Source organism: Streptomyces sp. NPDC097617 (assembly GCF_044761485.1).
In the GTDB taxonomy this organism is placed as follows: Bacteria; Actinomycetota; Actinomycetes; order Streptomycetales; family Streptomycetaceae; genus Streptomyces.
Genome location: NZ_JBIWCL010000021.1, coordinates 83332 through 108612, shown reverse-complemented (window position 1 = coordinate 108612; position 25281 = coordinate 83332). Strand labels below are relative to the sequence as shown.

The following is a 25281-nucleotide window of genomic DNA, read 5'->3' as shown; positions in this document are numbered from 1 at the left end:
GGCGCGCCCCGAGAAATCATTCCGTTACCTGTCGGCTTGATTTGACGAACACTCAATTATCAATAAATAAAGACGAGTTACGCGCGTCGCCCTCCAATGGTCCAGTCCTTCCCGGGTGGGTTGTTATCAAATCGAGATACGAAGTGGAGGCTTATTGACGGGAATTCAGTCAGTAATTCACCTAATTGCTACCTGCCGAATTCCCTCCGTCACGACCGGTGAGGTGCGCAGGCCACGTATCCCCCCCGACCGGGGTCGGAAGGGGTCCACCGCACGGTCAGCGAGGTCTCGGTTCCGACGCGGGTCACTTTCGCCGGGTTGCGGACGCAGTAGATGCCGGCGATGCGGGCGTCCTCCGGACGGATCGCCATCACACCGTCGAACTCGCCGTCCAGGTGGACGGCGAGTTCGACGAGCAGCCCGTGCAGATCCCCGGTTTCGAGAGCGCGCCGGAACGCTCCAGGGCCGCCCGGGTCCGGCCCGGCGAGACCACCTCGCGCGGACGGCTGGCATCGACGTGCCGGCGGGCGCGGTGCGCGATCTGACGGACGGTCGCGGTGGGCGACGAAGGTCTCGGTCGCCGTGCGGGTGTCCCGGTCGCTCATGTGCGGATACCTCTCCCGTGCGCCTTCGCGACCGTGCGGTGCCGATCAGGGACGGGCGTGCGGGGTCAGGCCGTCCGGCCGGCGGCGGTGGGCGCCGCTTCGCCGCGCTGCACCTCGTCGCGCTCTGCCTTGCCGGGCTGCACCTCGTCACGCTCCGCCTTGCCGGGCTGCACCTCGTCACGCTCCGCCTGCAGCAACTGCCCGCGGACGCCCCCGCCCGAGATGCGGTGCCGGCCGTACGAAACGGGCTTGCGCGCCTCGTCGGCCAGGTGCTTGACGGTGCCGCTGCACACGATCTCCTTGACCTTCGCACCCGGGTGGCCGGTCGTGCAGCGGATCCTCGTGCCGACTGCCGCGCGAGCGCAGCATGTCCAGACACACCCGGCCGACCACGGTGGTCAGCCAGCTGCCGAGGTTCTCCACCGCGGTGGCGCGTCGGAGCGGTTCATCTTGAACCAGGCCTCCTGCACGGCGTCCTCGGCCTCGCTGAGCGAGCCCAGCATCCGGTAGGCCACCGACCGCAGATGGGGGCGGTGCTCTTCGAACCGCTGCGCCAGAACTTCCTTCTCGCTCACCCGTCACATCCCCGTGTCCCGATCCGCCAGTGCCGAGACGGACGATATTCGACTCGTTCAACAAGCGCCGCGAACATATGAGTGGAGGAGCCGGAAGCGCCGCTCCCGAAGGTGGCGGCCACCGCCGCCGTCGCGGCCTTGTGCCTACTCCTTGGCGCGAGCCACCTTCTTGAGGTGCCGGTAGAGACTGCTGCGATCGGTGTAGTACGGGCGGCTGCCCGTCGGCACCAGGGTTCCGTTGATCTCCATCGCGGGGGTCGCGTCGGCGGGCGACCTGCTCATGGCGTCGTCGGCGGCCTCGACGAAGTCCCGGTACTTCGTGTCCAGCACGGCCGCGTCGAACTCCGGGCCGCGCAGCCCCTCGATCATGATCGCCAGCCCCAGCAGCCGGTCCCGAGTGAAGCCCCCGGACTTCCGGACCGCGGCCTGGTGGCGGTACAGCAGCTCGTGGTACTCGGCGAACTTGTTCTGATCCACCGCGGCGCGCAGCGCGTTCGCGGCGAACTTCGATCCAGGACCGAGGAAGGAACCCAGCGTGAATTGCAACTGCAGCGCGCCGTTGCGGGCCGCCCGCTTCAGGTACGGGGCGGTGCCCTCCGCCTCGAAGTCGGCGCAGGCCGGGCAGCTCATGTCCTCGTACAGCCGGACGGTGAGTGGGGCGGCCGGGTCGCCGAGCACGATCGTGGTGCCGTCGGCGGCCACGGATTCCGGGGCCACGGGCAGATCCGCACTCGCCGACACGTCGAGCGGGTCATCACTCGCGCCGTCCCGGCGGCGGCACGCGCCGACGGACGCCGACGCAGTGATGGCGGCGGCCGCGACAAGGAAGCCGCGTCTGGATCTGACCTGCATGAATGTCCTCTCCCCGGGATCAACAGGGTGACAGTACGCGGTCAGTCGACTCAGCACGCAACGGTATTTCCGCACCCACCCAGCCGCCCCCGAGACGGTGGCGTCAGCGGATCCCCGCCGCAGCCTCGAGGAATTGGCGCAGGTCGATGACCTCGTAGCCGTCGGTGAGGGCGGCGTCGATGATCAGCGGGAGGGCTTCGGCGTCCAGGACGGCCCCGCCCGCACGGCTGCCGACGTGCATCTGGATGATCGCCCCCGGGGCGAAGGCGTCGACGGCCCGTTCGACGGCCCGGTCCACGCTCATGCCGCCCTCCGGGCCGAGGTAGCCGTTGGTGTCGGCGCTGAACTCGATCGCCGCGTAGCCGAGCGCGTTGACGTCGGCGATGGAATCCGGGGTGGTGGAACTGTACGGGAACCGGAAGAACGGCAGCGGCTCGGTCCCGGACGCCTTCCGGATGGCCGCATCGGCGGCGCGCACTTCGTCGGCCCGCTCCGCCGTGCTCAGGTCGTCGAAGTAGGGGTGGCTGTGCGAGTGGTTGCCCAGCCCGTGCCCGGCGTCCGCCATGGCGCGCACCGCCGCCGGCTCGGCCTCGGCGAACTCGCCGGTCGGGAAGAAGGTGGCGGGCATCTTTCGCCGGCGCAGCTCGGCCAGCACCGTGTCGACCCCCGTGTCGTCCCAGGCGGCGTTGAAGGTGAGGGCCAGGGCCTTGCGGGATGTGGGCAGCCGGCGGATCTCATCGCCGAGGAGCGAGGCCGGCGGGCGCGGACCGGCGCCGGTGGCGGTGGCTGCGGTGCCCGCGATGACTGGGCCTGCGGCGGCCGCGGCCGCGACCGATGCCGTGGCGCCGACGCCGGCCGCGTGCCCGGCGAACCCCGCACCCACCAGGGCCGCCAGGGCGGCGCGTCGTCCCACAACCACCACGGTCACTCCCCACAGTCACGGTCACGGCCTCCGGTACGGGCCTGCCACCGACTATGCGGGCGCAGCCGGCCGCAGCGCCCGCAGCCGTGCCGGGGCACCCGGGTGATCCCCAGGAAGCCGGCGGCCCGGTCCCGACGCCCTCTACGAGGGGCGCTTGCGCAGGTGCGTCGTGAGGTGGTGCTGCAAGGGCTGTCCCACCGCGGCCATGTCATGCACGACCGTCAGTTCGTCGGCCCTGACCGTGTAGTGGCGGCGCGTGCCGGTGACCTCCTTGGCCAGCGGGGTCAGCGCCACGTCCTTGGTCTCGATCTCGATCTCCGCGCCGGACACCCGTCCGACGTACGTCTCGACGATGCCGGTGGGGTGGGCGAGCACGACCTCCAGGGAGGCGTCCGGAGTCACCCGCCACCACCCGGCCTCCCGTCCCGCCGGCCGGACCGGGGTGCCGCTCGCGTCGATCAGCCATGCGCGGGCCTCGTAGCGGAGGAAGGGACGGCCGTCGTGGCTGAAGGCGATCTCCTGCTCGTAGGCGAAGTCCTTCTCCAGCGTGGGGTACTGGCCCTGCCCCCGGCCGTGCCAGCGACCCAGCAGCGGCAGTACGGGCGCCAGCATCGGGTGCGGTTCGGGGCCCTCGCCGAGGACGTGGCTGTCAGGGTAGGGATTTTCCTGCACCGACTCGAACATGCTCACCTTGCCTGTCTGCCGGGACCCCCGAACCCCGCAGCTTAGCCCCAGGTACGGGCGGATCCGCCGTAGCGCAGACGCAGCTGTTCGCCGTCATTCGATGGAGGTGTTCGGCAGCGAACCCAGTCGTTCGGGCTTCCTTGTCAGCGAACCTGGTCGCTCTTCGGCCCGATGCCTTTGATCCTGGTCGGAGTTCCTTCCGGGGCGAACGGGTGGGGGAAGGTGAAGGCGTGCGGCGTGGCGCCGCGGTCATGGAGGTGCTCCAGCCTGGAAACCCCGTCCTGCCAGGTGGGTATGACGCCTTCGGGGACCCACCAGAACACGTAGAGCGGGTGTTCTGTCCTCTCGAACCAGTCGTCACGCCTGTTCAGCGCCTCACGGTGCAGACCGGTGTAGATGGCGTCGAAGGCGGGGCGCAGGTCGGTCCAGAGTGAGAGGGTCGCGGCCAGGGCGGTGGTTTCCACCGTATGGCCCTTGCCGTACCAGGTCGGTACGGCGAACTCTCCCCATGCACCCCAGTCCAAGTCGAAGAGTGTGCCCCGGTCGCCGTCCGCCGCTTCAGCACGAGCGAGGTAGCCGGGATGCTGGCTGATCTTCCGGTAGACGGCCTCGCCGCTGTCGTGTAATTCGCGCGTGAGTGGGGCGGGATCGGCGAGAGGTGACTTCAGGACGCCGAATGTGTACAGCGCAAGATGGGCCATGTGTCTCTCCTTGGTGGGGGTGCCCGGTGCGGACCCGGATCGGTGGCTTACGCAGGGGGGCGAGGATGCGTGGGGCGACCCACGCATCCCGGTCGCGGGTGGCTCAGCCGGAAGGAACTGCTGTGCGAACGTGGGCGATCGCCGAGGACCAGGTGAAGGTAGCTGCCTCCGCGGGCCATGTCGAAGTTGCGTTTTCCCAGCCCAAGTGGCCTCTTGCGCCGGTCATTGCTGGGGCTGGGGCTGGGGCTGGGGCTGGGCCCGCGGCCGGGGCGGTACCTCTGTCTCGTACCGGCAGGGTGAACACCCCCGAAGGTTCTACGGCGCCGATCACTGAGCGGCAGGGGTGAGCCCGCCCCGCCTCCGACGAACGGGAGCGGGGCGGGGCGGCAACAGGGCGGCACCCCGGTGGTGAACCCGGCGATGGTCACCGGGCCGGCAGGGCCCCCGCGATCGAGGCCGGGACCGGTGCGAGACCGGCCGGCCGGGTGGTGAAGGTGCCGCGGCCCTGGGTGCGGCCGCGCAGCCGGGACGCGTAGCCGAAGAGCTCGGCCAGCGGCACGGATGCGGTGATCACCGAGGTCCCGGCCTCGGCCGTGGAAGCGGAGACCCGGCCGCGGCGGGCCGCGAGATCACCCAGGACACCGCCGACACCGTCCTCCGCAACCGTCACCGTCACCTCGACGAGGGGCTCCAGGAGCTCCATCGTGCTCCGGCGCAGGGCCTCGCGCAGCCCGAACCGGCCCGCCGCCCGGAACGCCATCTCCGAGGAGTCCTTGGAGTGGGTCGCCCCGTCGGTGAGCGTGACCCGCAGCCCCGTCACCGGGAACCCGCCGAGCGGGCCCTCGGTGAGCGCGTCCCGGCAGCCGGCCTCCACGGCGCGCGCGTACTCCTGTGGTACGCGTCCGCCGACGACCGTCGAGCGGAACTCGAAGGACGGCTCCTCCAGCGGCTCCACGTCGAGGACGATGTGCGCGAACTGTCCCGCGCCACCGTCCTGTTTGACGTGCCGGTGGACCAGACCGCTGACTCCGCGCACGACGGTCTCCCGGTAGGAAACCTCCGGCCGGCCGACGACGACCTCCACCCCGTGGCCACTGCGGATCTTCTCCACCGCGACCTCGAGATGCAGCTCTCCCATCCCCGACAGCACGGTCTGGCCGCTCTCCGCGTCGGACCGCACCACCAGCGAGGGGTCCTCCTCGGCGAGCCGTGCCAAGGCCGCCGAGAGCCGGCCCGTGTCGATGGTGCGCAGGGCCTCGACCGCGACCGACACCACCGGCTCGGCCACCGACGGCGGTTCGAGGACCAGCGGCGCGCCCGGCGCGCACAGGGTCGTGCCCGCCCGGGCGGCCTTCAGCCCGATCACCGCGATGATGTCACCGGCCACCGCCTCCTCCCGTTCCTCGTGCCGGTCGGCCTGGACCCGAAGGATCCGGCCGACCCGCTCCGTACGACCCGTGGCCGCGTCCAGTACGGTCGCGCCCTTGCGCAGGGTGCCCGCGTAGACCCGTAGGTACGTGAGCCGCCCGGTCGCCGTCGCCGTCACCTTGAAGGCGAGCGCCGCGAACGGCTCCGCCGGGTCGGGCGCGCGTTCCTGCTCCACGCCGCCCCGGCCCGGGCCCCGTACCGGAGGCATGTCGCAGGGCGACGGCAGGTACGCGAGGACCGCGTCCAGCAGCGGCTCGATACCGCGGTTGCGGTACGCCGAGCCGCTCAGCACCACGACACCGTCCCCGCGCAGCGTCAGCTCCCGCAGGGCGCGCACGAGGGTGCGTTCCGTCAGGGCCGAGGCCGAGCAGAACTCCTCCAGGGCGTCGGCGTGCAGTTCGGCCACCGTCTCCTCCAGCAGACGGCGCCGACGGGCCGCTTCCTCGCGCAGCGGCTCGGGGACCGGGCCCTGCGTGTAGTGGTCGGAGCCGGCCCGCCAGGTCAGCGCACGCATCCCCAGCAGGTCGACGACGCCGGTGAACGAGTCCTCGGCGCCGATGGGCAGTTGCACCACCAGGGGTACGACGCCCAGCCGCCCGCGGATGGACGCGACGGCCGTGTCGAGGTCGGCGCCCGCCCGGTCCAGCTTGTTGACGAACGCGATCCGCGGCACACCGTGCCGGTCGGCCTGCCGCCACACCGTCTCGCTCTGCGGCTCGACACCGGCGACGGCGTCGAACACCGCGACGGCCCCGTCCAGCACCCGCAGGGAACGCTCGACCTCGTCGGAGAAGTCGACGTGTCCCGGGGTGTCGATCAGGTTGACGCGATGACCGTCCCAGGCACAGCTGACGGCCGCGGCGAAGATGGTGATGCCGCGATCGCGTTCCTGGGCGTCGTAGTCGGTGACGGTCGTGCCGTGATGGACCTCGCCGCGCTTGTGGATGGCGCCGGTCGCGAACAGGATCCGTTCGGTGATGGTGGTCTTACCGGCGTCGACGTGGGCGAGGATGCCCAGATTGCGGACGGCGGCGGGGGAAGTGGTGCTGTGGAGCTGCCTGTTGGCGCGCATGGCCGGAGGCCTTTCGGGTGTGCGGAGGAAGAGGGGCAGCGCGATTCCCCGACCCGGGACGCCGGCTCCCGCCTCCGGGCAGCCGTAGCACCGCCGTCCGGTCCGGACGGGTCCGGGCATGAGGGACGTACGGATGTACGGGGGAGCGGGAGGGAGGGGAAACCCTAGAAGTGGGTCACGGGCGTACGGTGCCGGCCGCGCAGCGGGCACCGCGCGCCGCGAGACACCGGGATCACGTCGTACCGGGACGGGGGAGCGAAGGCGGCAGTGCGGTACGTGCACATGGCGCGGCTCCCCTTCTCTTCACTCGGCATGGCGCGGTGCCCCTGTCGGCAGCGCGCACGGCGAGTCTAGTGACCGGGCCGCCGTGAGGCACCGGATTTTCCCGCGCCCTCCACGGAGCGGGCATTGACGTCACGTCACCAAAGCATCATCGGTCAGGGGATGTCACGGGCGGTGCGTGGTCGGGAGGCGCAGCACCAGGCGGGAGCCGGTGTCCGGGCCGTGTCCTGCGGAGCTCTCGGCCGTCAGGGTGCCGCCGTGGTGGGTGCTCAGGTCGCGGGCGATGGCCAGGCCCAGCCCCGCTCCGCCGTGGTCGCGGCTGCGCGAGTCGTCGAGGCGCGTGAAGCGTTCGAAGACCCGCTCCCGGTCCGCCGCCGGGATGCCGGGGCCGTCGTCGACGACCTCCAGTACGGCCGTGCCCGGTCCCGCGCCCCTCGTCGTACGCAGGGTGACGTCCACGCGCGTGCCCGCGTAGCGCTGGGCGTTGTCGACCAGGTTGGTGACGACCCGGCCGAGCCACAACGCGCCCGCCGTGACCTCGACATCCGCTTCCAGCCGCAGCCGTACGGGCACCCGGTCGCCGAGCCGGCCCTCCACCGCCTCGCGCACCAGGCCGGTCAGGTCCAGCGGGGCGGCGACCAGGGGCTGGGCCGCGTCGATGCGGGCGAGCAGCAGCAGATCGGCCGTGAGGTGCTGGAGCCGTTCGATGTCCTCCAGCGCCCCGCCGATCAGCTCGGGCCACAGCTCCGGGTCCTGGACGGCCAGCGCCACTTCCAGCTGGGTGCGCAGCACGGTGATGGGGCTGCGCAGCTCGTGCGAGGCGTCGGCGATGAACTGCCGCTGCCGGATCCCGGAGGCTTCCAGCCGGTCCAGGGTGGCGTTCATGGTCTCGGCCAGCCGGGCGACCTCGTCGCGGGTGGCCGGCACCGGCACCCGGCGGTGCAGGTCCCGGTCGGTGATCCCGGCGACCTCGGCCCGGATCTCCTCCACCGGCCTGAGCGCGTGCCCCGTGACCCGCCAGGTCACGAGGGCGACGGTGGCCAGCAGCAGGGGCATGCCGATGACGAGGGCGGCGGTGGTGGTGTCGTCGGCCGCGTCCACGTCCCGCAGGGAGGCGCCGGCGTACACGATGGCCGTGCCGTCCGGGGTCTCCGTGACGACCTGGACGACCCGCTGCCGGCCCTCGCCGTCGACCGGGGGGACCCGCCACGTGTGGAACCGGGGTCCCGGGACGCCGGGGACCGGCGGGGGGAAGGCGGGCACACCGGCCAGGTTCGGGCTGGCGAACAGGATGCGGCCGTCGGCGCCCACCACCTGGACGAAGTCGATGCCCCGGGTCTGCGGGCGTACGCGGCCCAGCCTGCCGGTGGCGGCGAGCTGCGCCACGCTCTCGGCCTGCCGCCGGGCATCGTTCTCGGCGTTGCGGAGCAGGTTCGCCTCCAGCAGCCCGAGCAGGGCGAACGAGGCGAGCGCCAGCGCGGCGGCCACCACCACGCTGGCCCCCACGGTGGCCCGCGCCCGTACGGTGGTGGGCCACCACCGGCGGAGCACCGGCCACCGGCGGAGCACCGCGCCCGCGGCGCTCCTCACGACCGTGCCGAGGGCGGCGCGCAGGCGCTCACGGAGTCGGGAACCCTCAGCCACCGTCGGCCGCCAGCCGGTACCCGGCGCCCCGCACGGTCTCCAGCGCGGCGCGCCCGAACGGCGCGTCGATCTTGCGGCGCACGGCGCTGACATGGACCTCGACCACATTGGGATCGCCGTCGAAGGCGCTGTCCCACACCTGTTCCAGGATGTCCCGTTTGGGCACCACCTCGCCGGAGCGCCGGGCCAGGTACTCCAGGACCGCGAACTCGCGCGCGGTCAGCCGTATCTCCGTCCCGCTCCGGGAGCAGGAGTGCCGGGCGGGATCGAGTACCAGGTCGCCGAACCGCATCACCTGGGGCTGCCTGCGGCCCGTGCGCCGGCCGAGCGCGCGCAGCCGGGCGACCAGCACGAGGTAGGAGAACGGCTTGGACAGGAAGTCGTCGGCGCCGGTGTCCAGGGCCTCGGCCTCGTCGTACTCGCCGTCCTTCGCCGTGAGCATCAGGATCCCCGACTCGTTGCCGGCCGCGCGCAGCTTCGCGCACACCCGGTAGCCGTTCAGGCCGGGCAGCATGATGTCGAGCACGATCAGGTCGTAGTCGTGCTCCGTGGCCATCCACAGCCCCTGGGACCCGTCGTGGGCCACATCGACCGAGAACCCCTCCGACTGCAGCCCACGCTGCAGGGCCACGGCGAGCCGCCGTTCGTCCTCCACCACCAGTACGCGCATGCCGGACAGGATCTCAGTACCGTCCCGCCGTCGGCTGAAGAGGTCTTCAGGTGGCTTCAGCGGGGCTTCAGGTTCCGCTCAGCATGCTCTGGAACGAGCCGCGCACCACGCCCGGTTGTTCTGAGGAGTTCCCTTATGTCTGATTCTGTCCCGCCGCCCGAGCAGGCCGAGACCACCACCACCACCACCGTCGCTGCTGCCGCCATTGAGGCTGCCCCCGAGGGCGGACCCCGCAAGTCCGCCGCCCTGGGCCGCCTCGTGCCCCGTGGCCGGAGCGCCCGCTGGGTGGCGGCGGGCGCGGCGGCCGTGGTGGTCGTCGGCGTGGTGACCGCGGTGGCCGTGGCCGAGCACCACGACCACCACGGTCGCGTCGAGCGGGGCCCGCGCATCACCTGGGCCGGACCCGGCCCCGAGGGCGGCTTCCGACGCGGCCCGCAGGACGCCGAACCGGGCCACGAGGACGGCCGGGGCGTGCCCGGCCGTCCGGCGGGACCCGACGCGCCCGGGCAGCCGGGCCGCCACGCGGGCGGCAAGGAAGCCCCGGCGCCCGCACCCATCCCCTCCCTGGCCATCGGCGAGGCGGCCGAGAAGGCCGCCGCGGCGGTGCCGGGCGGAAAGGTGGCGGGGCTGCGCGCGGTCGCCCAGGACGGCGGCGGCAGCGCCTGGCTGGCCGTGGTCATCGGCTCCGACGGGGTCCGCCACACGGTCACCGTCTCCGGCACCGACGGCTCGATCACCAGCAACACCACCAGCAACACCACCAGCAACACCACCAGGGACCGCTGAGCCGACGGGGCCCGCGTACTACGGGGCCGTACCGGGGGTCGGCGGGGTCCGCCAGGTCGGTGGAGTCGGCCGAGCGGAACCCTGGAGGGCGAGCGCGGTGAGTACCACCAGCGAGTCCGTCCACCCCAAGGGCGCCACGGCGGAGGGCAGCCCGGCCCCGTTCACGGTTTCGGGCAGCTCGCCCAGCCCGTTCCGTTTGGACAGCACCCAGTCGAGCACCCTGCTCGCCCTCGCCTGCTCACCCGTACCGGCCCAGGCGAGGGCGAAGAAGGAGGTGCTGGCCGTCCAGGCGTACGTACCCCAGCTGAAGGAGGGGTCGTTGCCGGGCGACACCCCGCCGCCCGGCAGCAGCAGCGCCCGGTAGGTGGAGTCCAGCGCCTCGCCGAGGCCGGCCGGGGCGGAGTTGAACGGGGGCGCCATGAAGGCCACCGCGCTGTCCCGGCCGTGCTCGCCGTCGACGGTCCGCGGGTAGCCCAGCGGCGCGAAGGACGCGGCGATCCCGGCGGACAGCCGCCGGGCCGCGTCACCCCAGCGCTCCGCGTCCGCGCCCATGCCCGACCGGGCGGCCAGGTCGGCCGCGGAGTTGAGCCCGGCCAGCAGCGGAGCGGCGGTACCGATGTTGGTGGTCGCCGTGTCCAGCTCCCAGTAGTCCGGGGACGCCGGAGGCAGCCCGTCCGGCCCCAGCGACCGCGCGGCGAAGTCGGCAGCCTCGCGCACCATCGGGTACAGCGCGCGCAGCCGGTCGTCGCGCCCGTCGGGCGGCGCCGCCAGATACCACTGCCAAGTCGCCCACGGAACCCAGCCGTTGCCGTCCAGCTGCCACTTCCGCGCGTCCGGCGGACCGCTGCCGTCCAGCAGGGTACGGGCCTCCCAGGTCCCGTCGGCCCGCTGGGTGTGGGCGTCGTGGCGCAGGATTCGGTACGCCTCCTCGTCGTGCCCGCTGGCGGCGAACGCGACCGCGGCGAAGGCCCCGTCGCGGGGCCACGAGTACTCCCACGGCGGCGCCCACGCCGCGGCGAACGCCCCGTTGGGCTTCAGCAGCGCCCGCATCGACAGCAGGGCGCGCTCCGACGCCGTCCGTTGCGCGGCCGTGGCGCCCGGTACCAGGCCCGCCGCCAGCCACGCGCGGCTCTCCTCGACCTGCGCCAGGGCGCCCGGGTCGTCCGCCGGGACCACCGTCGATGCCGAGGCCCCCGCGGGCAGGTACCGCCACCGGCCGGAGGGCAGCCGCAGCACGTTGCTCCCGTCGACGTAGGAGGCGCCCACGGCGAAGGAGGGCAGGACAGCCTCGGTGACGACCCCGTTGGCCAACAGGCCCGAGGTGCGGGCGGCGAGCGCGGAGGCGGGTACGTAGCAGGGCTCGGTCTCCCCGCAGCGCTCGCTGTCGGCCGGATCGACGTGGAAGGCGGGCCGGGAGGCGGCGGCGTGCCAGCCGCCCCAGTACGCCTGGTCGTAGTTCCAGCCGGTGAGCGAGCCGGGCACGGACCGGACGGTGCCGTACCAGGCGATCGGCCCGCTCTCCGCGGTGCGCGCCTGGAGGAACAGGTAGTACGTGGCGCCGGCGGTGACGGCGGCGTCGAGCGGGAACTCGACCCAGCCGGCTCCGGCGCCGCCGAGCGCCGCGAGGTCCAGGGTCGCGGAGGCGACCGCCGACCCCGGGTCCGTGCGGTCCCGGCGCACCTCGGCGGTCACGGTGCCCGTCGCCGCCCCGCTGCCCAGCCAGACGCTCACCCGGGAGATCCGGGTGCCGTCCACGGTGAACTCCTGCGCCGCCGCGTTGTTCGTGGCCTTCACGCTGAACAGGGCGGTCTCGTGGCGGGCCTGGCCGTCGTACGGAAGGTCGGCCGCGGCAGCCGTATGCCCGGCCGTGTCCGGGAGCGCGGCAGGGACCCCGGCCAGGGCCAGGGAGAGTACGGCGGGCAGCAGGGTCCTCGCGAACGTCATCGGGACACACCCTTCCTGGTCGACCGGCGCGCGGGGCGGAGGGGCCGGGGCACCGGGGGCTGGACCCACCATGCGGGCAGCGGGCATCGAGGGGAGGGCAGTCGGGAGGTGTCTCACCGGATGGGGCGGCGACAACATCCGATCGTGTGACGGGGACGGCACGGGAAGGCACGGCGAGGGCACGGGAACGGCACGGGGAGGGCACGGGGAGGGCACGGGGAGGGCCGTGCGGCGCACGCAGGCGGAGGCGGCGCTCGCCGGGCACGCGAGGGCGCGCGCGGGCGAACCGGGGCGCGCGGAGTGGCGGATGCGCTTCCTTCGGAGGAATTCCGGGGACCGGCTTGCACGATCGGGCTCGTTTTCCGATGGGGTGGTGAATGGGAGCGCACAGTGCTCCACGGCTGCCGGTCCGGGGGCAGGCAGGCCGGATACGCATGACCCACTTGGAAGGTTCCGCGCCGACGTGAATGTTGCCGAAACGGCCGCCCTCGCGCTGTTAGTCACCACTGCCCGTTGTCTTGTCATCGATGTGTTCAGGGCGCCCATGCGCCTGCCGGGCGCAGGAGTACGGACCGGCACCGGCGGACCAACTGTCGGCCTCGGCCGTGCCGCTCTCCGCGCCCGCCGCCATGAGGTCCCCGCCGCCCCGGTGTGCGGCGAAGAACAGCTGTGGGGGAGCGTATGAGTGAAGGCGAATTCGATCCGTCGGGGGACCAGGCGGTCTCCAGCGAACTGGCCGGTGTACTGCCGGTGGACTTCACCGCTTTCCACTCCCAGCAGCACCGCGCCTATCTGCGCTACGCCCACCTGCAGCTGGGAAATCCCAAGGACGCCGAGGAAGTCGTCGACGACGTGTTCACCTTCCTGCTGAAGGTGTGGCGCCAGGCCCTGAAGGAGGCGAGTCTGCACGGCTTCGCGTGGGCCGTGCTGCGTGAGCACGTGGAGCGGCGGCTGGCGGCGCTGTGCCGCCAGGTCGCCATGGTGGAGACGGCGTGGTTCGCCGCGCTGCGCCGCTCCTCCAGAGAGCGGCTGGAACTGCTGGAGTCGAAGCTCGGCCTGTACGCGGCGATCGCGGGGCTGTCCGAGCGGCAGTACGACGTGGTGCTGCTGGCGTTCCTGCTCGGCAACGACTCCGACACGGTCGCCCGGATGATGGGGATCACCCCCGCGACGGTCCGCTCGCACATCCGCGGGGCACGCCGAACCCTGTCCCGCAAGCTCGGGGTGGACTGGATCCCCGGAGAGGAGAAGGATCAGTGAGCGACATGCCCCGCCACCGCGACATGCCGCTGTGCGAACTGGACGCGGCCCTGGAGGACGCGACAGTACTCGCGGAGGAGTACGCCGGATACGACGAGGGGGCGGCTCGCCGCCGCATCGCCTGCCGGATCGTCGCCGACCGCACCCGTTCGGCCACCGGCACGACCGGCCCCCCCGGTCCCGCCGTCCCGCCGGCGCGCGGGCCCGCCGACTCCGGCACCGCCGACGACCTCGTGCTGGACGCCGCCTGCCACGTGCGCGCCGCCCGTGCCCTGGACGACCTCGCCTGGTGCCTCGTGGAGAGCCGGGCCTTCGCCGAACTCGCCCTCGATGCCGACTCCTGGCCCCACGGAGTGGATTCCGCCCTGCTGTTCGGCTGCCTGCTGCACCTGGCCGACCGGATGGAGGGCGCGCAGTTCTGGTTCCAGTACGCGGCCGGGGCGGGTTCGCAGACCGCCGCCCGCTGCCTCCACCTCCTCCACCTCGCCCGCGCCGAGGTGGCCACGGCCCGCCACTGGAAGCACCAGGCGCGGGCCCTGCCCGCGGAGGAGCACCTGCCGCTCATGCCGCAGCCGCCCGCACACCTCGAAGAGGCCCTCGGCGCCTCGGTCATCTGGACCTCCCCGCCCATCACCACCCAGGACCTCACCACTCTCACCGACGGCCCCGGACGGGCCGGACGGTCCCCGTGCCGGCTCCCCGTACGACTGCGCCAGGCGCTCATGGCGCGAACGCACAAGGAGCACCCCGAGCTGGGGGAGGTCCATACCCCCGGCCCGCAGGTGGCGGTCGCCGTCGCCCAGCACGCCCGGCTCAACCCGTTGCACCTGACGGACCAGGCGAACGGGTGGGCGTTCGAAGCACTGAAACAGCCGCATCTGACCCACGCGGCCCGCAAGACCCCCGAAGGGCGTCCGGCGCCCGCCCCACTGGAATCCGTCCACCAGGCACTGCGGGTCCTGGAGGTCGTCAACCGCTACTCGGGCGGTGTGAACCTGACACAGATCGCCCGTGAAACCGCACTGCCCCAACTGGTCCTCGCCCGGGCCATGGAGCAGCTGCTCCGCGCGAACCTCGCCACACCGACAGGGGCGGACGCGTACGTGGCCGGCAACGCCCTCCAGCTGGCCGACTCGACCAGCGGAGAAGGCCGCGGGCACCTGCACGAGACCCTCGCCTGGGTGCGGGACGCCGTCGCCGCCGCCGTCTACGTCGCCCGCTACACGGACGGCGAGGTCTCCATCACCCAGTACGCCGACGGCCCGGCCACACCCGTGGTCGAGGAGTGGGTGGACTTCCGCGTCGCCGCCCACGCCTCCGCGGTGGGCAAGGCGCTGCTGACCCAACTCGACTACGACGACCGCAAGGACCACCTCGCGCGCCACCGGCTCACCCGCTTCACCCCCCACACCCTCACCGGCCAGCAGGGCCTCTTCCACCAGCTCGACAACCGCCCGCCGAACGCGCCGCTCCTCGACCTCCAGGAGTACGCGATCGGCACGGTGTGCGCGGCGGTGCCGATCACCGCGGGCCCGAACGCGGAATGCGTGGCCCTGTCCATCCCCGTCCCCGACCCCGGCCGGCTGAAGCAGGCCGCCCGGATCCTGCAGAGCGAAGCGGCCGCAGTCCTGCTCGCCCTGATCGTCGCCGGCAGCACCCCGTCCACGGCCCGCCGACCGGAGGACCCCATCCTTTCGCCCACCGCGTAGCCCGCCCACCGCATGGCCCGGTCACCCGTAGCCCGGTCACCACGCAGGACGGTTACACGCAGGACGGGTCCGCCTCACCCCGGGTGCGGCGTGCCCGTCCTGCGGGCGTCGTCAGAACCCGTCGTCCCCGGCGATGAGGCGGGGCAGTTCGCGCATGTCGTGGAAGACGACCGTGTCGGTGCCTTGGAGTCGGTCGGCCGCGGTCAGTCCCCCCGCGTAGCCGAAGGCGCGCATGCCGGCGGCGCGGGCGGCCTCGACTCCGGGACGGCTGTCCTCGATCACCGCGCAGGCCGCCGGGTCGACGCCCATCCGCTGCGCGGCGTACAGGAACAGGTCCGGGGCCGGCTTGCCGCGCCGGACCTCGGTGGCGCTGTAGATGCGCCCCGCGAAGTGCTCGTAGAGGCCGGTGCGGCCGAGGGTGTGGCGCATCTTCTCGTGCGAGCCGCTGGAGGCGACGCAGGTCGGCAGGGTGATCGCGTCGAGCGCCTCGGGCAGTCCCTCGACGGCCGACAACCCGGTGTCCACCGCCTCGCGGTGGCGTTCCTCGAAGCGCCGGTGCCAGATGTCGGCCGCCTCCTTGCCGACCCGCGCCACGATGTCCTCGCGGATGGAGGCGGTGGACCGCCCGATGAAGCGGTCCATGACCTCGCCCTCGGTGAGCGGCCAGCCCAGCTCGGCTCCCAGCGCGACCTGGATGGGCACTGCGATGCGTTCGCTGTCGACCAGCACCCCGTCGCAGTCGAATATCACGAGTTCAATCGGCTTGATCATTCCCGCAGCATAGAGGCCGGTCACAGCCCGTGGACATGCGGTGGCCCCTCCGTCATGGGGTCACGATGGGGAAGTCCGGGTCGGGGGAGTCGAGGTACGCGAAGAGTTCGGTGAGGACCGCGGGATCCCCGTCGACGGCCACGCCCTCGTGCCGCACGAGGTCCTCCGCGGTCACGGCGCCGAGCAGCAGTGCGCGCAGGAGCGGTTCGTCGAGCGCGACGACGGCGTGCGGGTGGCCGGCCGCGGGGTTGTCCCCCCGTACGCCGGTCAGTACGCCGTTGCCCAGGCGCAGCGTCAGCAGGTCCGGGCCGGGCAGCACGAACCGTACGACCGCGTTCGCGTCCCAGGCCCGGGGCCCGTCGATCCGCACGGCGAGGGAGTCCACCAACTGGTCCAGACTCAGGGCGGCGATGACGTCCGGGGACGCGGCGGTGGTCGGCGTCCCGACGTGCTCGCCGCGCAGTTCCTGGGCACCGGTGAGGTAGAAGTTCCGCCAGGTGCCATTCTCGGCCCCGTAGCCGAGCTGTTCCAGGGCGTCGGCCTGGAGCTCTCGCGCCTGCGCGTTGGACGGTTCGGCGAAGACGACGTGGTCGACCACCTGGGCCACCCAGCGGTAGTCGCCCTGCTCGAAGGAGGTGCGGGCGCGGCGCAGGACCTGATCGGCGCCGCCCATGAACTCGACGTAGCGGCGGGCGGATTCCTCCGGCGGGTGCTGCCACAGGAGGGCCGGATTCCCTTCGAACCAGCCCATGTACCGCTGGTAGACGGCCTTGACGTTGTGGCTGACCGATCCGTAGTAGCCGTGCGTGTGCCAGGCGGCCTCCAGCGCCGGCGGCATCCGCAGCGTCTCGGCGATCTCGGTCCCGGTGTACCCCTGGTTGAGCAGCCGCAGGGTCTGGTCGTGCAGGTAGGCGTACAGGTCGCGCTGCTCCGCCAGGTACGACACGGCCCGCTCGCGGCCCCAGGTGGGCCAGTGGTGGGAGGCGAAGACCACGTCGCACTTGTCGCCGAACAGGGCGATGGACTCGGTGAGGTACGCGGCCCAGGCGCGCGGGTCGCGCACGACGGCGCCGCGCAGCGTCAGGAGGTTGTGGAGGGTGTGCGTGGCGTTCTCCGCCACGCACAGTGCCCGGTGGTCGGGCAGCAGCAGGTTGAACTCCGCCGGCGCCTCGGTGCCCGGGGTGAGCTGGAAGACCATGCGCACGCCGTCGACGGTCTCCTCCTGGCCGGTACGGGTGATGTCGACGGTCGGCGGGATCAGCGTCACCCGGCCGGTGGAGGTGGTCTGGCCCAGGCCCGCGCCGACCTGGCCGCGCGGACCCTTGGGCAGGCCGGCCCCGTACATGTAGCCGGCGCGGCGGGCCATCGCGGTGCCGGCGTAGACGTTCTCGCTGACCGCGTGCTCGACGCAGCCCTGCGGCGCCAGCACCGGGACCCGGCCCGCGTCGACCTCGGCCTGGGAGGTGACCCCCTTGACGCCGCCGAAGTGGTCGGCGTGGCTGTGGGTGTAGAGGACGCCCGTCACCGGCCGGTCCCCTCGGTGGGCCCGGTACAGGGCCAGGGCCGCGGCCGCCGTCTCCTCGCTGATCAGCGGGTCGATCACGACGACCCCGCGGTCGCCCTCGACGAGCGTCATGTTCGACAGGTCCAGCCCGCGCACCTGGTACACGCCGTCCACGACGTGGAAGAGGCCCTGGAGGGCGCAGAGCCGGCTCTGGCGCCACAGGCTCGGATGGACGGTGTCGGGGCGGTCCCCGTTGAGGAAGGCGTAGCCGTCGCCGTCCCAGACGACGCTGCCGTCCTCGGCCCGGATCACGCAGGGCTCCAGGGCGGCGACGAACCCGCGGGTGGCGTCGTCGAAGTCGGCGCGGTTCGCGAAGGCTCCGCTGCCGGCCGCCTCGCGGTGAGCGCTGCCGATCGATGCGCAGGCGTCGTTTCCGGGGCCGTTCGTCATCGCGTGCGCCTCCTCGGGCGATCCCTGGCCGGCCCCGGCCGGACCGGGCCGTCTCCTGCGGATCCAGGGCCCGCGGCGGGCACCGCTGCTGCGCCCCAGCCTCACCCCGCCGCACCGGCGCCGCCCGGCCCACGCCGCCGAACGGGTGAACCGGGGTCGGGGTCGGATAGGTTCCGTTCCCTTGACCGCGAGGCTCCGGAGGCGCTACTTATCGGTAACTTGATGTCGCCCGGGAGGGCCGCCGGAAGGAGCTGGGCGCGTGGCAGACCACGACCTGAGCGGGTTCGAGAAGAGCACGTTCACCCATGACGGCGCCACCCGCCGGATCCTGCGCCGGGGCACGGGTCCCGCGGTGATCGTCATGGCCGAGATCCCGGGCATCACCCCCAAGGTGATCGAGTTCGCCGAGCGCGTCGCCGCGTCCGGCTGCACCGCCGTACTCCCCGTGCTCTTCGGTGAACCCGGCCGCGACCCGAACCCCGGCGCCGTCGGATGGCCGAGCGCCGGCCGCTACATGGCGTCGTCGATGTGGCGGGTCTGCGTCAGTCGCGAGTTCACGGTGCTGGCCACGGGGCGCAGTTCGCGCGTCGTACGGTGGCTGCGCGCCTTGGCCGCCGCCGAGCACGAGCGCTGCGGCGGGCCCGGGGTCGGCGCGGTCGGCATGTGCCTGACCGGCGGATTCGCCCTGGCCATGGCCACGGACGCGCGCCTGGTCGCCCCGGTGCTGTCCCAACCGTCGCTGCCGCTGGCCTGTACGCCCGGCCGCGCCGGGGGCATCGACATCAGCGCCGAGGATCTGGCGGTGGTCCGCGGACGCTGCGAGCGCGACGGGCTCCAGGTGCTCGGGCTGCGCTTCCGCGGCGACCGGCTCGTACCCGGCGACCGCTTCGCCTTCCTCCGGCGCGAACTCGGTGACGCGTTCGTGGCCGTGGAGCTGGACGACAGCGCCGCGAACCCGCAGGGCGCCCTCGCGCCGCACTCCGTCCTGACGGAACACCTCATCGACGCACCCGGGCAGCCCACACGGCAGGCGCTGGACACGGTCCTCGACCTGTTCCGCACCCGGCTGCTCGGGGAACGGTCCGCCCCGGCCGTGTGAGGGCGACGCCCGACGGCGGTTACGGTCCCGTCCCGGGCGCCGTCCTTGCTGCCGGTCGTCCTACCGGGTGGGGCCACTGACGACAGGTCACGCCCCGGGCGCGTTGCGTGGACCAATGGGTCACTCGGTGGCAATCTGGGCGATATCACCACAACTTCCATACCCGCGAACTCTCCGTACGCCGCGTGGCGCCTTCTGCTTCCCAGAACACTCCAGTGGTTTGTATATGTCGGTTACCGACGTATGGTGGGGTCTGAAGATCCTTCCCGGCGGCAGTCGCTGCTGCCCGCCGTCGGGGATTGCTGCGATGGAGACGGAGTGCTCATGGCCACCAGGAAGAACCTCACCGCGAACCGGGAATCCCTCGTCCACAAGGTCCGCTACGCCGCGAGCCGCCCCCACCGCATCGCCCCCTACCTCAAGCGGGCGGCCCGTGACCGGTGGCTGGCCTTCAAGCACCCCGACCACGTCAGCTACTACCGGGCCGTGATGGCATCGGACACCCGGCGCAACCCCGAGGCCGCGGTCGGCAGCCAGACCCACGAACGGTGGCTCGCCCTCGGGCAGATGCAGTTCGACTACCTGCTCGGGCACGGTATGAAGCCCGGGGCGCGCATGCTGGACATCGGCTGCGGCAACCTCCGCGCAGGCTGGCGCTTCATCGACTACCTCGACGAGGGCCACTACTACGGCATCGACATCTCGCCCGACATCCTCATCGCCGCCAAGCGGACCCTGACCGAGCACGGGCTCCAGGCCAAGGTCCCGCACCTGACGATCACGAAGAACCTGACGCTGGACTTCCTCCCGGACGGCTACTTCGACGTCGTCCACGCCCACAGCGTCTTCTCGCACTCACCGATCGACGTCATCGACGAGTGCTTCGCCCACGTGGGCCGCGTGCTCGCGCCCGGCGGCCACTTCGACTTCACCTTCGACCGCACCACCGGCACCGAACACCAGGTGCTGCGCGAGGACTTCTACTACCGCACCCAGACCCTCGTCGACCTCGCCGCCGCACGCGGGCTGTCCGCACGCTTCATGGACGACTGGGAGGAGCTCGGGCACGGCCAGTCCAAGATCCGCGTCACGGCCGCCGGGGCCGGAGTCGAGGTCTGACCTTCGTCCGGTCCCGGTTCAGGCGTGGCCGGCCGTGTCCGAGCGCCTGCGACACCACAGGCGCACGGCCGACGCCGTGGACGCGAGCAGGGCCAGGCACGGGAGCGCGGTGTCCTCGCCCACCACCCCCGCGAAGTGGCCCAGGACCAGGAACGGGGCCGCTGCCAGGGCGAACTGCCCGGCGGTGCGGATACCGGACAGGGCCGGGCGGCCCGCCAGCGCGAGGGCGGCGGCCACGGTCACCGCGCAGCGCCACATCGGCATCATGCCCAGCCCGCTCGCATCGATCAGCCCGAGGAGCACCACGGTCAGCGGGGCCCAGAGCATCAGCGCCACCAGTCCCGTGGTGGTCCTGATCCGGCCGGGCGGGCGCAGGTCCGCAGGGCAGAGCAGCGGGAGGGCGGCGATCACGAGCGGCGGCGCCAGGTAGGCCACGTGCTCAAGCGGCGTGTCCAGCGCGCCCGGCAGCACCGAGATGACGAGGCAGACGGCGGTCCCCGCGGCTGCGGCGAAGGCGGTCCGCGCGCCGACGGCGAAGCGTCCGCTCAGCGCCACCACGGTGCCGAGGAAGGTCAGGAGGCAGAAGCCGTGGATCGCGTACCCGAGCGGACTCTCGAAGGCGGGGCGACCGGTGACGTACGCGCGGTTGAGGGCCGAGGCGAGCAGGAAGGCGGCGTGCGCGCCCGTCGCGGCGAGCGCGAACGGCGCCGTGACCGCGAAGAGGCGGCCGCCGCGGTGCGCGGACCCGACACCCAGGCGAAGGCGCAGCGCGTGCGCCACGATGTCCCCGGCCTCCCACAGCCGGGTGACCGGGCCGGCGTCCTCGGTGGCCTCCCGGTAGGCCTCGGCTATCTCGTCGCCGAAGGCGCGGCGGAAACCGGCGGGGTACAGGCGCAGCAGGCGAGGGTTCACGCCGAGGCCGTCTCTCCGGATACGCCCAGGCGGCGCGCGGCCTCCCGCGCGGTGGCGGCGATCCGCTGCGCCTCGGCGGCCAGGCTCTGCCGGCCCTCGGCGGTGAGGCTGTAGGTGCGGCGCAGCCGGCTGTCCACGATCTGCTCCTCGTGGACCTCGATCAGCCCCTGGCCCAGTAGCCGCTCCAGGGCTCCGTACAGGGTGCCGGTGCGCATCTTGACCCGTCCGCCCGAGATCAGCTCCACCTCGCGGGCGATCGCGTACCCGTGGCGGGGCTCGTCCGCCAGCGCGGTCAGGAGGAGGAGGGTCGGTTCCTGCATCGCACGATCACTCATGCCTGCATGGTAGGTCACCCACCGGCATATGACGCCGGGCTCGGCGAGTCAGCCGGTGAAGGCCTTGACCACCGGCCCGAGAGCCGTGAGCCGGCGGGTGAGGTTGCCGCCGATGTTGCCCGCGCCGATGATGCCGATCTTCATGAGCTCTCCAGTGCATCCGGGTTCGGTGTCGTGCAGGCACCAACCCCCGCCCGGGCCACGGCATTCAGCCCCGCGGCCACCGTCCCCCGGCCGGCCGGACGGCCGGGGGACGGATGGACGGACGGATGGACGATGCGATCGGGCCGCCGTACGAGGCCGACAGGCCGGCCGCCGCGGGCCCGCGGGGGACGCATACAGTTCCCGCGTGAGGAGACACAGATGATCTGGCGCAGGGGACCGCGCGGCCCGCAGCCCGTGCCCGACCGGTGCGGCGACGGCCGCCACGCGATGCGGACCGCGCGCATGGTGCTGTACACCCCGCGCGATTTCCTGGACGTGGAGATCGGCGCCGCGGCGGGTGCCGACGCCGACGCGCAGCGCTGGTTCGGGTGGATCCCCGCCTCGCTCGTCACCCCCGAGACCGCCGCGCATCTCCTCGGCACCGACGACCGGAACCGCGCCGAGCGGCTGCGGGCCTTCCCCAAGGCCGTCCGGCGGGAGCTGATACAGCCCGCACTGCTCCCCGGCCCGGCCGGGGAGCAGAGGCTGCTCGCCGTCATCCCGGCCACGGGTCTCGTGGCCGGGATGAGTTCGCTCAACCCGGACGACGGCGGAGCCATCGGCTTCTGGCTCGCCCCGGCCTTCCGCGGCCAGGGTCTGGGTGCCGAACTCGTCGCGGCGACCGCCCGGTTCGGCCACCAGCACCTCGGCCTGGAGTCGGTGCGGGCCGGCACCGAGACCTCCAACCACCGGTGCCGGGGGGCGCTGAGCGCCGCGGGCTTCGTACCGGGCGCCGGTCCTGCCCTGCACACGCTTCCCGACGGGAGGGTCGTCGAGTCCGCCTGGTACCGCCACGACGCGGCCGATACCGCCCGCTGCGCCGCACGCGCGCAGGACGCGGTCACCCGGGTGTGAGGATGCGGTCGGTCACCCGGGGGTGAGCGCGGGAGCCCCGAGGGTCAGGAAACCGCGTACCACTGGCTGGCCCAGCCGGTGTTGATGGTGCTCGTGGACTGCTCGGCGAGGTTCACGCTGGGCGGCAGCGAGGTCTGACCGGTCAGCAGGGTGCTGTACCGGAGGTTCGGCGGCGTCAGACCGGCGTTGACCGAGATGCCGGCGCCCGTGGACTTCAGCGTGAGGCCGTTGGTGGCCCATGTGCCATTGAGCAGCAGCGCGATGAAATAGGTCCCGGGGGCGGCGGTGAACGGCTTGCCGAGGGCGAACGGCTTGGCGATCGCGTCGGTCATCAGCTGGGGCGAGATGTCCGGGGTCGTCGCGACGAGGGCGCCCTTGGCGTCGTACACGCCGAGGTAGCAGTTGGCGAGCTGGGCGTTCGGGTCGATGCCGGCCAGGCCCAGCCAGACGTTCGACCAGGTGATCTGCTCGCGCAGGACGATCCGTACCAGGGTGACGCGGCCGCCGACCCCCGCCGTCGACTGGGCGGTGACGTGCCCCGCGTCATTGGGGTCCCCGGTCCACGCCAACAGGTTCTGATCCTGCGGCCGGGGCCCCTCGAAGGCGGACCCGCCACCGTTCTGCGGGGGCGCGGGCACGGCAGCGGAAGCCGCGGAACTCGCCGCCGCGGGCCGGTCCTCTCCCGGCGCGCTGCAGCCGGCGAGGACGAGCAGCGCCGCGAGCGCGGTCACGAGACCGGTCGTGGCGGTGGTGGTGCGGGTGCGCATGGTCCCCCCATGAGGTGCGGATCTGTCGAGGCACATGATCACACGGCCGCCGGTGCGCGGCCGGCCGCCCACCCGGACGACCCGGCGGCCGGAGGTTCGGCGTCGAGCGCCGCCTGCGACGACCACCGCTCGATGGGGGAGGGGCGGTCGGCGGACTGTCGGTGGCCGCGGCCCGCAAGTGTGTTGATGGGGATGGCGAGTTGCACCGGCTGTGACGTGGGGAGAACCCTGCGCAAACGCACGTGCTGCCGGTTCGCCTGGCGTGTTTCGACCGAAAGGCGCGGTATCGGACGGGTCGTCCCTGCGCCGACCCTGCGGGCTTCCTTAAGGGAACCTGAAGAACCCCTCCCGCGCGCTGTTTTTACTGATCACCGCCCTAGGCTCGGTCGCACCACCCCCCTTCCCCTCTGTGAGGTGCTACAGGCATGAGCAGCCGAACTCCCGCAACGCCGTCCCGCGTCGAGGCGCGACGGAAGAAGACGGTCCGTACCCGCATCGTGCTGTCCCTCACCGCAGCCGCCGCGGCGGTGGCGGTCGGCGTGGCCGTGGCCGATTCCGACGGCGGTACGCAGGTGGACCAGCGGGCCGACGGTGCCACCGGGTCGAAGTCCGGGACGACGACCTCCGGGGGCACGGCCGGGACGGCGAGCCCCACCACTCCGGGCCCTGAGATCACCGCCGATGCCGCGGCCGCGACGGGCTCCCTGCCGCCCGAGTCCCCCGCCGCCACGGAGTCCGCCGCTCCCACGAAGAGCGAGGCGCAGGAGAGCACCCCGGCCAAGTCGGCCCCGGCGAGCAAGCCCGCGCGTACGTCCGGCGGGTCCACCGGCGGCGGTTCGGGCTCCTCGGGCGGTTCCGGCTCGTCCGGCGGGTCCACCGGGGGCGGTTCCGGCTCGTCCGGCGGTTCCGGCAGCGCCTCCGGCGACTCCGAGTCCGCGGTCCTCGCCCTGGTCAACAAGGAGCGGTCCGCGGCCGGCTGCGGTCCCGTGACCATGAACGCCAAGCTGAGCGCCGCGGCACGCGGGTACAGCGACACCATGGCCCGCAGCGGGGTCATGTCCCACACCGGACCCGACGGGTCCACCATGACCACCCGCGTGGAGGCCGCCGGATACGCGTGGTCGCGCCTGGGCGAGAACATAGCCCGCGGTCAGTCGGACGCCAACGCCGTCATGAAGGCGTGGATGAACAGCTCCGGCCACCGGGCCAACATCCTCAACTGCGACTTCCGGGAGATCGGCATAGGCGTCCACAAGGGCGACGGCGGTCCGTGGTGGACGCAGAACTTCGGGGCGTCGAGGTAGGAAGCCCCACCCGGTACCCCCCACCCGGTACTCCCCCCACCCGGTACCCGGTACGCGGTACCCCCTCCGGACCGGGCGCCGGCACCGGCGCCGGCCGCCGAGCCCTGCCGCGGCCGCACCCGTCCTCCTGACCCCTCCCCGGGTCAGGAGGACGTCCGTGTTTGTGCCCGTGTGCGCACCCCCGGCACTGTGGAGGCGCCACTGTGCGGGGGATGCGGTGACGCGGGGACAGGTCCGTCGGACACTATGGGGCCGTGCCTCGATTTCCGCGCTACCTGTTCATATGGCTGTCGTGCACGGCCACCAGCGTGACCGCCGTGCTCGCCACGGTCCAGTTCGTGGTCGGTTCCACCAGTCATACGCCCCCGGTGGCCCGGTCCGCCCCGATGGTCTTCGACTCCCCGCCGGCCTGGCTGGCGGTGCAGGACCCCTCGCCCGGCCCGCCGTCCCCGACGGCCTCCGCGTCCCCGAGCGCCTCGCCCACCGTGACCGGGTCCCCGACACCCCCGGCCTCCTCCTCCCCGCCCGCGAAGCCCTCGGGAGCCGCCCGCACCACCGCCCCCAAGCCCGGTGTCGACTGCGAGAACGGCGGGCCCGGTCTGCACACCGTCCCCTCGCAGGGCGGCAAGGCCACGGTGCGGTACGGGAGCCGCGGCGTGTGCCTGATCTCCGCGGTCCCCAGCCGCGGCTTCAAGGCCACCACGTCACAGACCGACGACGACACCCTGACGGTCACCTTCACCGGCGAGAACCACCGTTCGGTCATCACCGCGACGATCGAACCGATGGCGAAGGCCAGCGTGCGCGAGACCTCGTTCTGACAACCG

At 72.8% G+C, this 25281-nt stretch carries 22 protein-coding genes and 3 pseudogenes; 8 read left to right on the top strand and 17 right to left on the bottom strand.

What is annotated here, in order from left to right; genetic code table 11:
- Window positions 1–209 precede the first annotated feature (209 nt).
- From ACIQZO_RS28675 to ACIQZO_RS28630, 10 genes and pseudogenes are all read right to left on the bottom strand, one after another.
- Window positions 210–556: pseudogene (locus ACIQZO_RS28675) on the bottom strand (hypothetical protein); the annotation flags it as partial.
- A 114-nt stretch (window positions 557–670) separates the two neighbouring features.
- The gene (locus tag ACIQZO_RS28670) at window positions 671–898 is read right to left on the bottom strand and encodes a hypothetical protein (protein WP_403631556.1); all 228 of its coding nucleotides are present in this window, start codon (window positions 896–898) and stop codon (window positions 671–673) included.
- 31 nt (window positions 899–929) lie between these two features.
- A pseudogene (locus tag ACIQZO_RS28665) lies at window positions 930–1180 on the bottom strand (sigma factor); the annotation flags it as partial.
- Window positions 1181–1324: 144 nt separating this feature from the next.
- Window positions 1325–2032, bottom strand: a complete 708-nt coding sequence (locus ACIQZO_RS28660) for a DsbA family protein (RefSeq protein ID WP_403631489.1) — start codon at window positions 2030–2032, stop codon at window positions 1325–1327.
- 103 nt (window positions 2033–2135) lie between these two features.
- Entirely contained in the window at window positions 2136–2945 is an 810-nt protein-coding gene (locus ACIQZO_RS28655) for a polysaccharide deacetylase family protein (RefSeq protein ID WP_403631488.1), read from the bottom strand.
- A gap of 150 nt (window positions 2946–3095) precedes the next feature.
- Window positions 3096–3638 carry an FABP family protein gene (locus ACIQZO_RS28650; protein WP_403631487.1) on the bottom strand — a complete coding sequence of 181 codons (543 nt, stop codon included), beginning with the start codon at window positions 3636–3638 and terminating at the stop codon, window positions 3096–3098.
- Window positions 3639–3781: 143 nt separating this feature from the next.
- A complete protein-coding gene (locus ACIQZO_RS28645) occupies window positions 3782–4339 on the bottom strand; it encodes a DUF3291 domain-containing protein (RefSeq protein WP_403631486.1) in 558 nt (185 codons plus the stop codon).
- 424 nt (window positions 4340–4763) lie between these two features.
- Window positions 4764–6839: an elongation factor G gene (fusA, locus tag ACIQZO_RS28640; protein ID WP_403631485.1), complete on the bottom strand. Its 2076-nt coding sequence runs from the start codon at window positions 6837–6839 to the stop codon at window positions 4764–4766.
- A 447-nt stretch (window positions 6840–7286) separates the two neighbouring features.
- Window positions 7287–8672, bottom strand: coding sequence for a sensor histidine kinase (locus tag ACIQZO_RS28635; RefSeq protein WP_403631547.1), 1386 nt, complete (start codon window positions 8670–8672; stop codon window positions 7287–7289).
- A gap of 85 nt (window positions 8673–8757) precedes the next feature.
- Window positions 8758–9435: a response regulator transcription factor gene (locus ACIQZO_RS28630; protein WP_403631484.1), complete on the bottom strand. Its 678-nt coding sequence runs from the start codon at window positions 9433–9435 to the stop codon at window positions 8758–8760.
- Between the two features lie 135 nt (window positions 9436–9570).
- Between ACIQZO_RS28630 and ACIQZO_RS28625 the strand changes: the two genes are divergently transcribed.
- The gene (locus ACIQZO_RS28625) at window positions 9571–10221 is read left to right on the top strand and encodes a hypothetical protein (protein WP_403631483.1); all 651 of its coding nucleotides are present in this window, start codon (window positions 9571–9573) and stop codon (window positions 10219–10221) included.
- A gap of 18 nt (window positions 10222–10239) precedes the next feature.
- Here ACIQZO_RS28625 and ACIQZO_RS28620 read toward each other — a convergent pair whose 3' ends face one another.
- On the bottom strand, window positions 10240–12165 hold the full coding sequence (locus ACIQZO_RS28620; protein ID WP_403631482.1) for a hypothetical protein: 1926 nt from the start codon (window positions 12163–12165) through the stop codon (window positions 10240–10242).
- Between the two features lie 681 nt (window positions 12166–12846).
- Between ACIQZO_RS28620 and ACIQZO_RS28615 the strand changes: the two genes are divergently transcribed.
- Entirely contained in the window at window positions 12847–13425 is a 579-nt protein-coding gene (locus ACIQZO_RS28615) for an RNA polymerase sigma factor (RefSeq protein WP_403631481.1), read from the top strand.
- A gap of 878 nt (window positions 13426–14303) precedes the next feature.
- Window positions 14304–15134: an IclR family transcriptional regulator C-terminal domain-containing protein gene (locus tag ACIQZO_RS28610; RefSeq protein WP_403631546.1), complete on the top strand. Its 831-nt coding sequence runs from the start codon at window positions 14304–14306 to the stop codon at window positions 15132–15134.
- Window positions 15135–15245: 111 nt separating this feature from the next.
- Here the strand turns inward: ACIQZO_RS28610 and ACIQZO_RS28605 are convergent, their stop codons facing one another.
- Window positions 15246–15905: an HAD family hydrolase gene (locus ACIQZO_RS28605; protein WP_403631480.1), complete on the bottom strand. Its 660-nt coding sequence runs from the start codon at window positions 15903–15905 to the stop codon at window positions 15246–15248.
- 52 nt (window positions 15906–15957) lie between these two features.
- Window positions 15958–17859 carry an alkyl/aryl-sulfatase gene (locus ACIQZO_RS28600; RefSeq protein ID WP_403631479.1) on the bottom strand — a complete coding sequence of 634 codons (1902 nt, stop codon included), beginning with the start codon at window positions 17857–17859 and terminating at the stop codon, window positions 15958–15960.
- A 259-nt stretch (window positions 17860–18118) separates the two neighbouring features.
- Here ACIQZO_RS28600 and ACIQZO_RS28595 point away from each other — a divergent pair, with 259 nt between their 5' ends.
- Entirely contained in the window at window positions 18119–18958 is an 840-nt protein-coding gene (locus ACIQZO_RS28595; protein ID WP_403631478.1) for a dienelactone hydrolase family protein, read from the top strand.
- Between the two features lie 324 nt (window positions 18959–19282).
- Complete coding sequence (locus ACIQZO_RS28590; RefSeq protein WP_403631477.1) at window positions 19283–20077, top strand: class I SAM-dependent methyltransferase; 795 nt, start codon at window positions 19283–19285, stop codon at window positions 20075–20077.
- An 18-nt stretch (window positions 20078–20095) separates the two neighbouring features.
- Here ACIQZO_RS28590 and ACIQZO_RS28585 read toward each other — a convergent pair whose 3' ends face one another.
- From ACIQZO_RS28585 to ACIQZO_RS28575, 3 genes and pseudogenes are all read right to left on the bottom strand, one after another.
- Entirely contained in the window at window positions 20096–20989 is an 894-nt protein-coding gene (locus ACIQZO_RS28585) for a hypothetical protein (protein WP_403631476.1), read from the bottom strand.
- Complete coding sequence (locus ACIQZO_RS28580; protein ID WP_189969875.1) at window positions 20986–21324, bottom strand: PadR family transcriptional regulator; 339 nt, start codon at window positions 21322–21324, stop codon at window positions 20986–20988. The genes ACIQZO_RS28585 and ACIQZO_RS28580 overlap by 4 nt, the downstream gene beginning before the upstream one ends.
- A gap of 75 nt (window positions 21325–21399) precedes the next feature.
- Window positions 21400–21468, bottom strand: a pseudogene (locus tag ACIQZO_RS28575) (NADP oxidoreductase); the annotation flags it as partial.
- A 219-nt stretch (window positions 21469–21687) separates the two neighbouring features.
- Between ACIQZO_RS28575 and ACIQZO_RS28570 the strand changes: the two are divergent.
- Window positions 21688–22383, top strand: coding sequence for a GNAT family N-acetyltransferase (locus ACIQZO_RS28570; RefSeq protein WP_403631475.1), 696 nt, complete (start codon window positions 21688–21690; stop codon window positions 22381–22383).
- A gap of 44 nt (window positions 22384–22427) precedes the next feature.
- Here ACIQZO_RS28570 and ACIQZO_RS28565 read toward each other — a convergent pair whose 3' ends face one another.
- Complete coding sequence (locus ACIQZO_RS28565; RefSeq protein ID WP_403631474.1) at window positions 22428–23150, bottom strand: hypothetical protein; 723 nt, start codon at window positions 23148–23150, stop codon at window positions 22428–22430.
- Between the two features lie 425 nt (window positions 23151–23575).
- Here ACIQZO_RS28565 and ACIQZO_RS28560 point away from each other — a divergent pair, with 425 nt between their 5' ends.
- Both ACIQZO_RS28560 and ACIQZO_RS28555 read left to right on the top strand, forming a co-directional pair.
- Window positions 23576–24454 carry a CAP domain-containing protein gene (locus ACIQZO_RS28560; RefSeq protein ID WP_403631473.1) on the top strand — a complete coding sequence of 293 codons (879 nt, stop codon included), beginning with the start codon at window positions 23576–23578 and terminating at the stop codon, window positions 24452–24454.
- A gap of 254 nt (window positions 24455–24708) precedes the next feature.
- Window positions 24709–25275 (top strand): hypothetical protein, encoded by a 567-nt coding sequence (locus ACIQZO_RS28555; protein WP_403631472.1) that lies wholly within the window; start codon window positions 24709–24711, stop codon window positions 25273–25275.
- Window positions 25276–25281 lie beyond the last annotated feature (6 nt).

Coding starts and splice junctions, on each gene's coding strand:
- ACIQZO_RS28660 (WP_403631489.1), bottom strand. CDS start 2,032: ATGCAGGTCAGATCCAGACGCGGCTTCCTTGTCGCGGCCGCCGCCATC.
- fusA (WP_403631485.1), bottom strand. CDS start 6,839: ATGCGCGCCAACAGGCAGCTCCACAGCACCACTTCCCCCGCCGCCGTC.
- ACIQZO_RS28645 (WP_403631486.1), bottom strand. CDS start 4,339: ATGGCCCATCTTGCGCTGTACACATTCGGCGTCCTGAAGTCACCTCTC.
- ACIQZO_RS28565 (WP_403631474.1), bottom strand. CDS start 23,150: ATGCGCACCCGCACCACCACCGCCACGACCGGTCTCGTGACCGCGCTC.
- ACIQZO_RS28630 (WP_403631484.1), bottom strand. CDS start 9,435: ATGCGCGTACTGGTGGTGGAGGACGAACGGCGGCTCGCCGTGGCCCTG.
- ACIQZO_RS28615 (WP_403631481.1), top strand. CDS start 12,847: ATGAGTGAAGGCGAATTCGATCCGTCGGGGGACCAGGCGGTCTCCAGC.
- ACIQZO_RS28625 (WP_403631483.1), top strand. CDS start 9,571: ATGTCTGATTCTGTCCCGCCGCCCGAGCAGGCCGAGACCACCACCACC.
- ACIQZO_RS28590 (WP_403631477.1), top strand. CDS start 19,283: ATGGCCACCAGGAAGAACCTCACCGCGAACCGGGAATCCCTCGTCCAC.
- ACIQZO_RS28650 (WP_403631487.1), bottom strand. CDS start 3,638: ATGTTCGAGTCGGTGCAGGAAAATCCCTACCCTGACAGCCACGTCCTC.
- ACIQZO_RS28560 (WP_403631473.1), top strand. CDS start 23,576: ATGAGCAGCCGAACTCCCGCAACGCCGTCCCGCGTCGAGGCGCGACGG.
- ACIQZO_RS28580 (WP_189969875.1), bottom strand. CDS start 21,324: ATGAGTGATCGTGCGATGCAGGAACCGACCCTCCTCCTCCTGACCGCG.
- ACIQZO_RS28605 (WP_403631480.1), bottom strand. CDS start 15,905: ATGATCAAGCCGATTGAACTCGTGATATTCGACTGCGACGGGGTGCTG.
- ACIQZO_RS28570 (WP_403631475.1), top strand. CDS start 21,688: ATGATCTGGCGCAGGGGACCGCGCGGCCCGCAGCCCGTGCCCGACCGG.
- ACIQZO_RS28620 (WP_403631482.1), bottom strand. CDS start 12,165: ATGACGTTCGCGAGGACCCTGCTGCCCGCCGTACTCTCCCTGGCCCTG.
- ACIQZO_RS28600 (WP_403631479.1), bottom strand. CDS start 17,859: ATGACGAACGGCCCCGGAAACGACGCCTGCGCATCGATCGGCAGCGCT.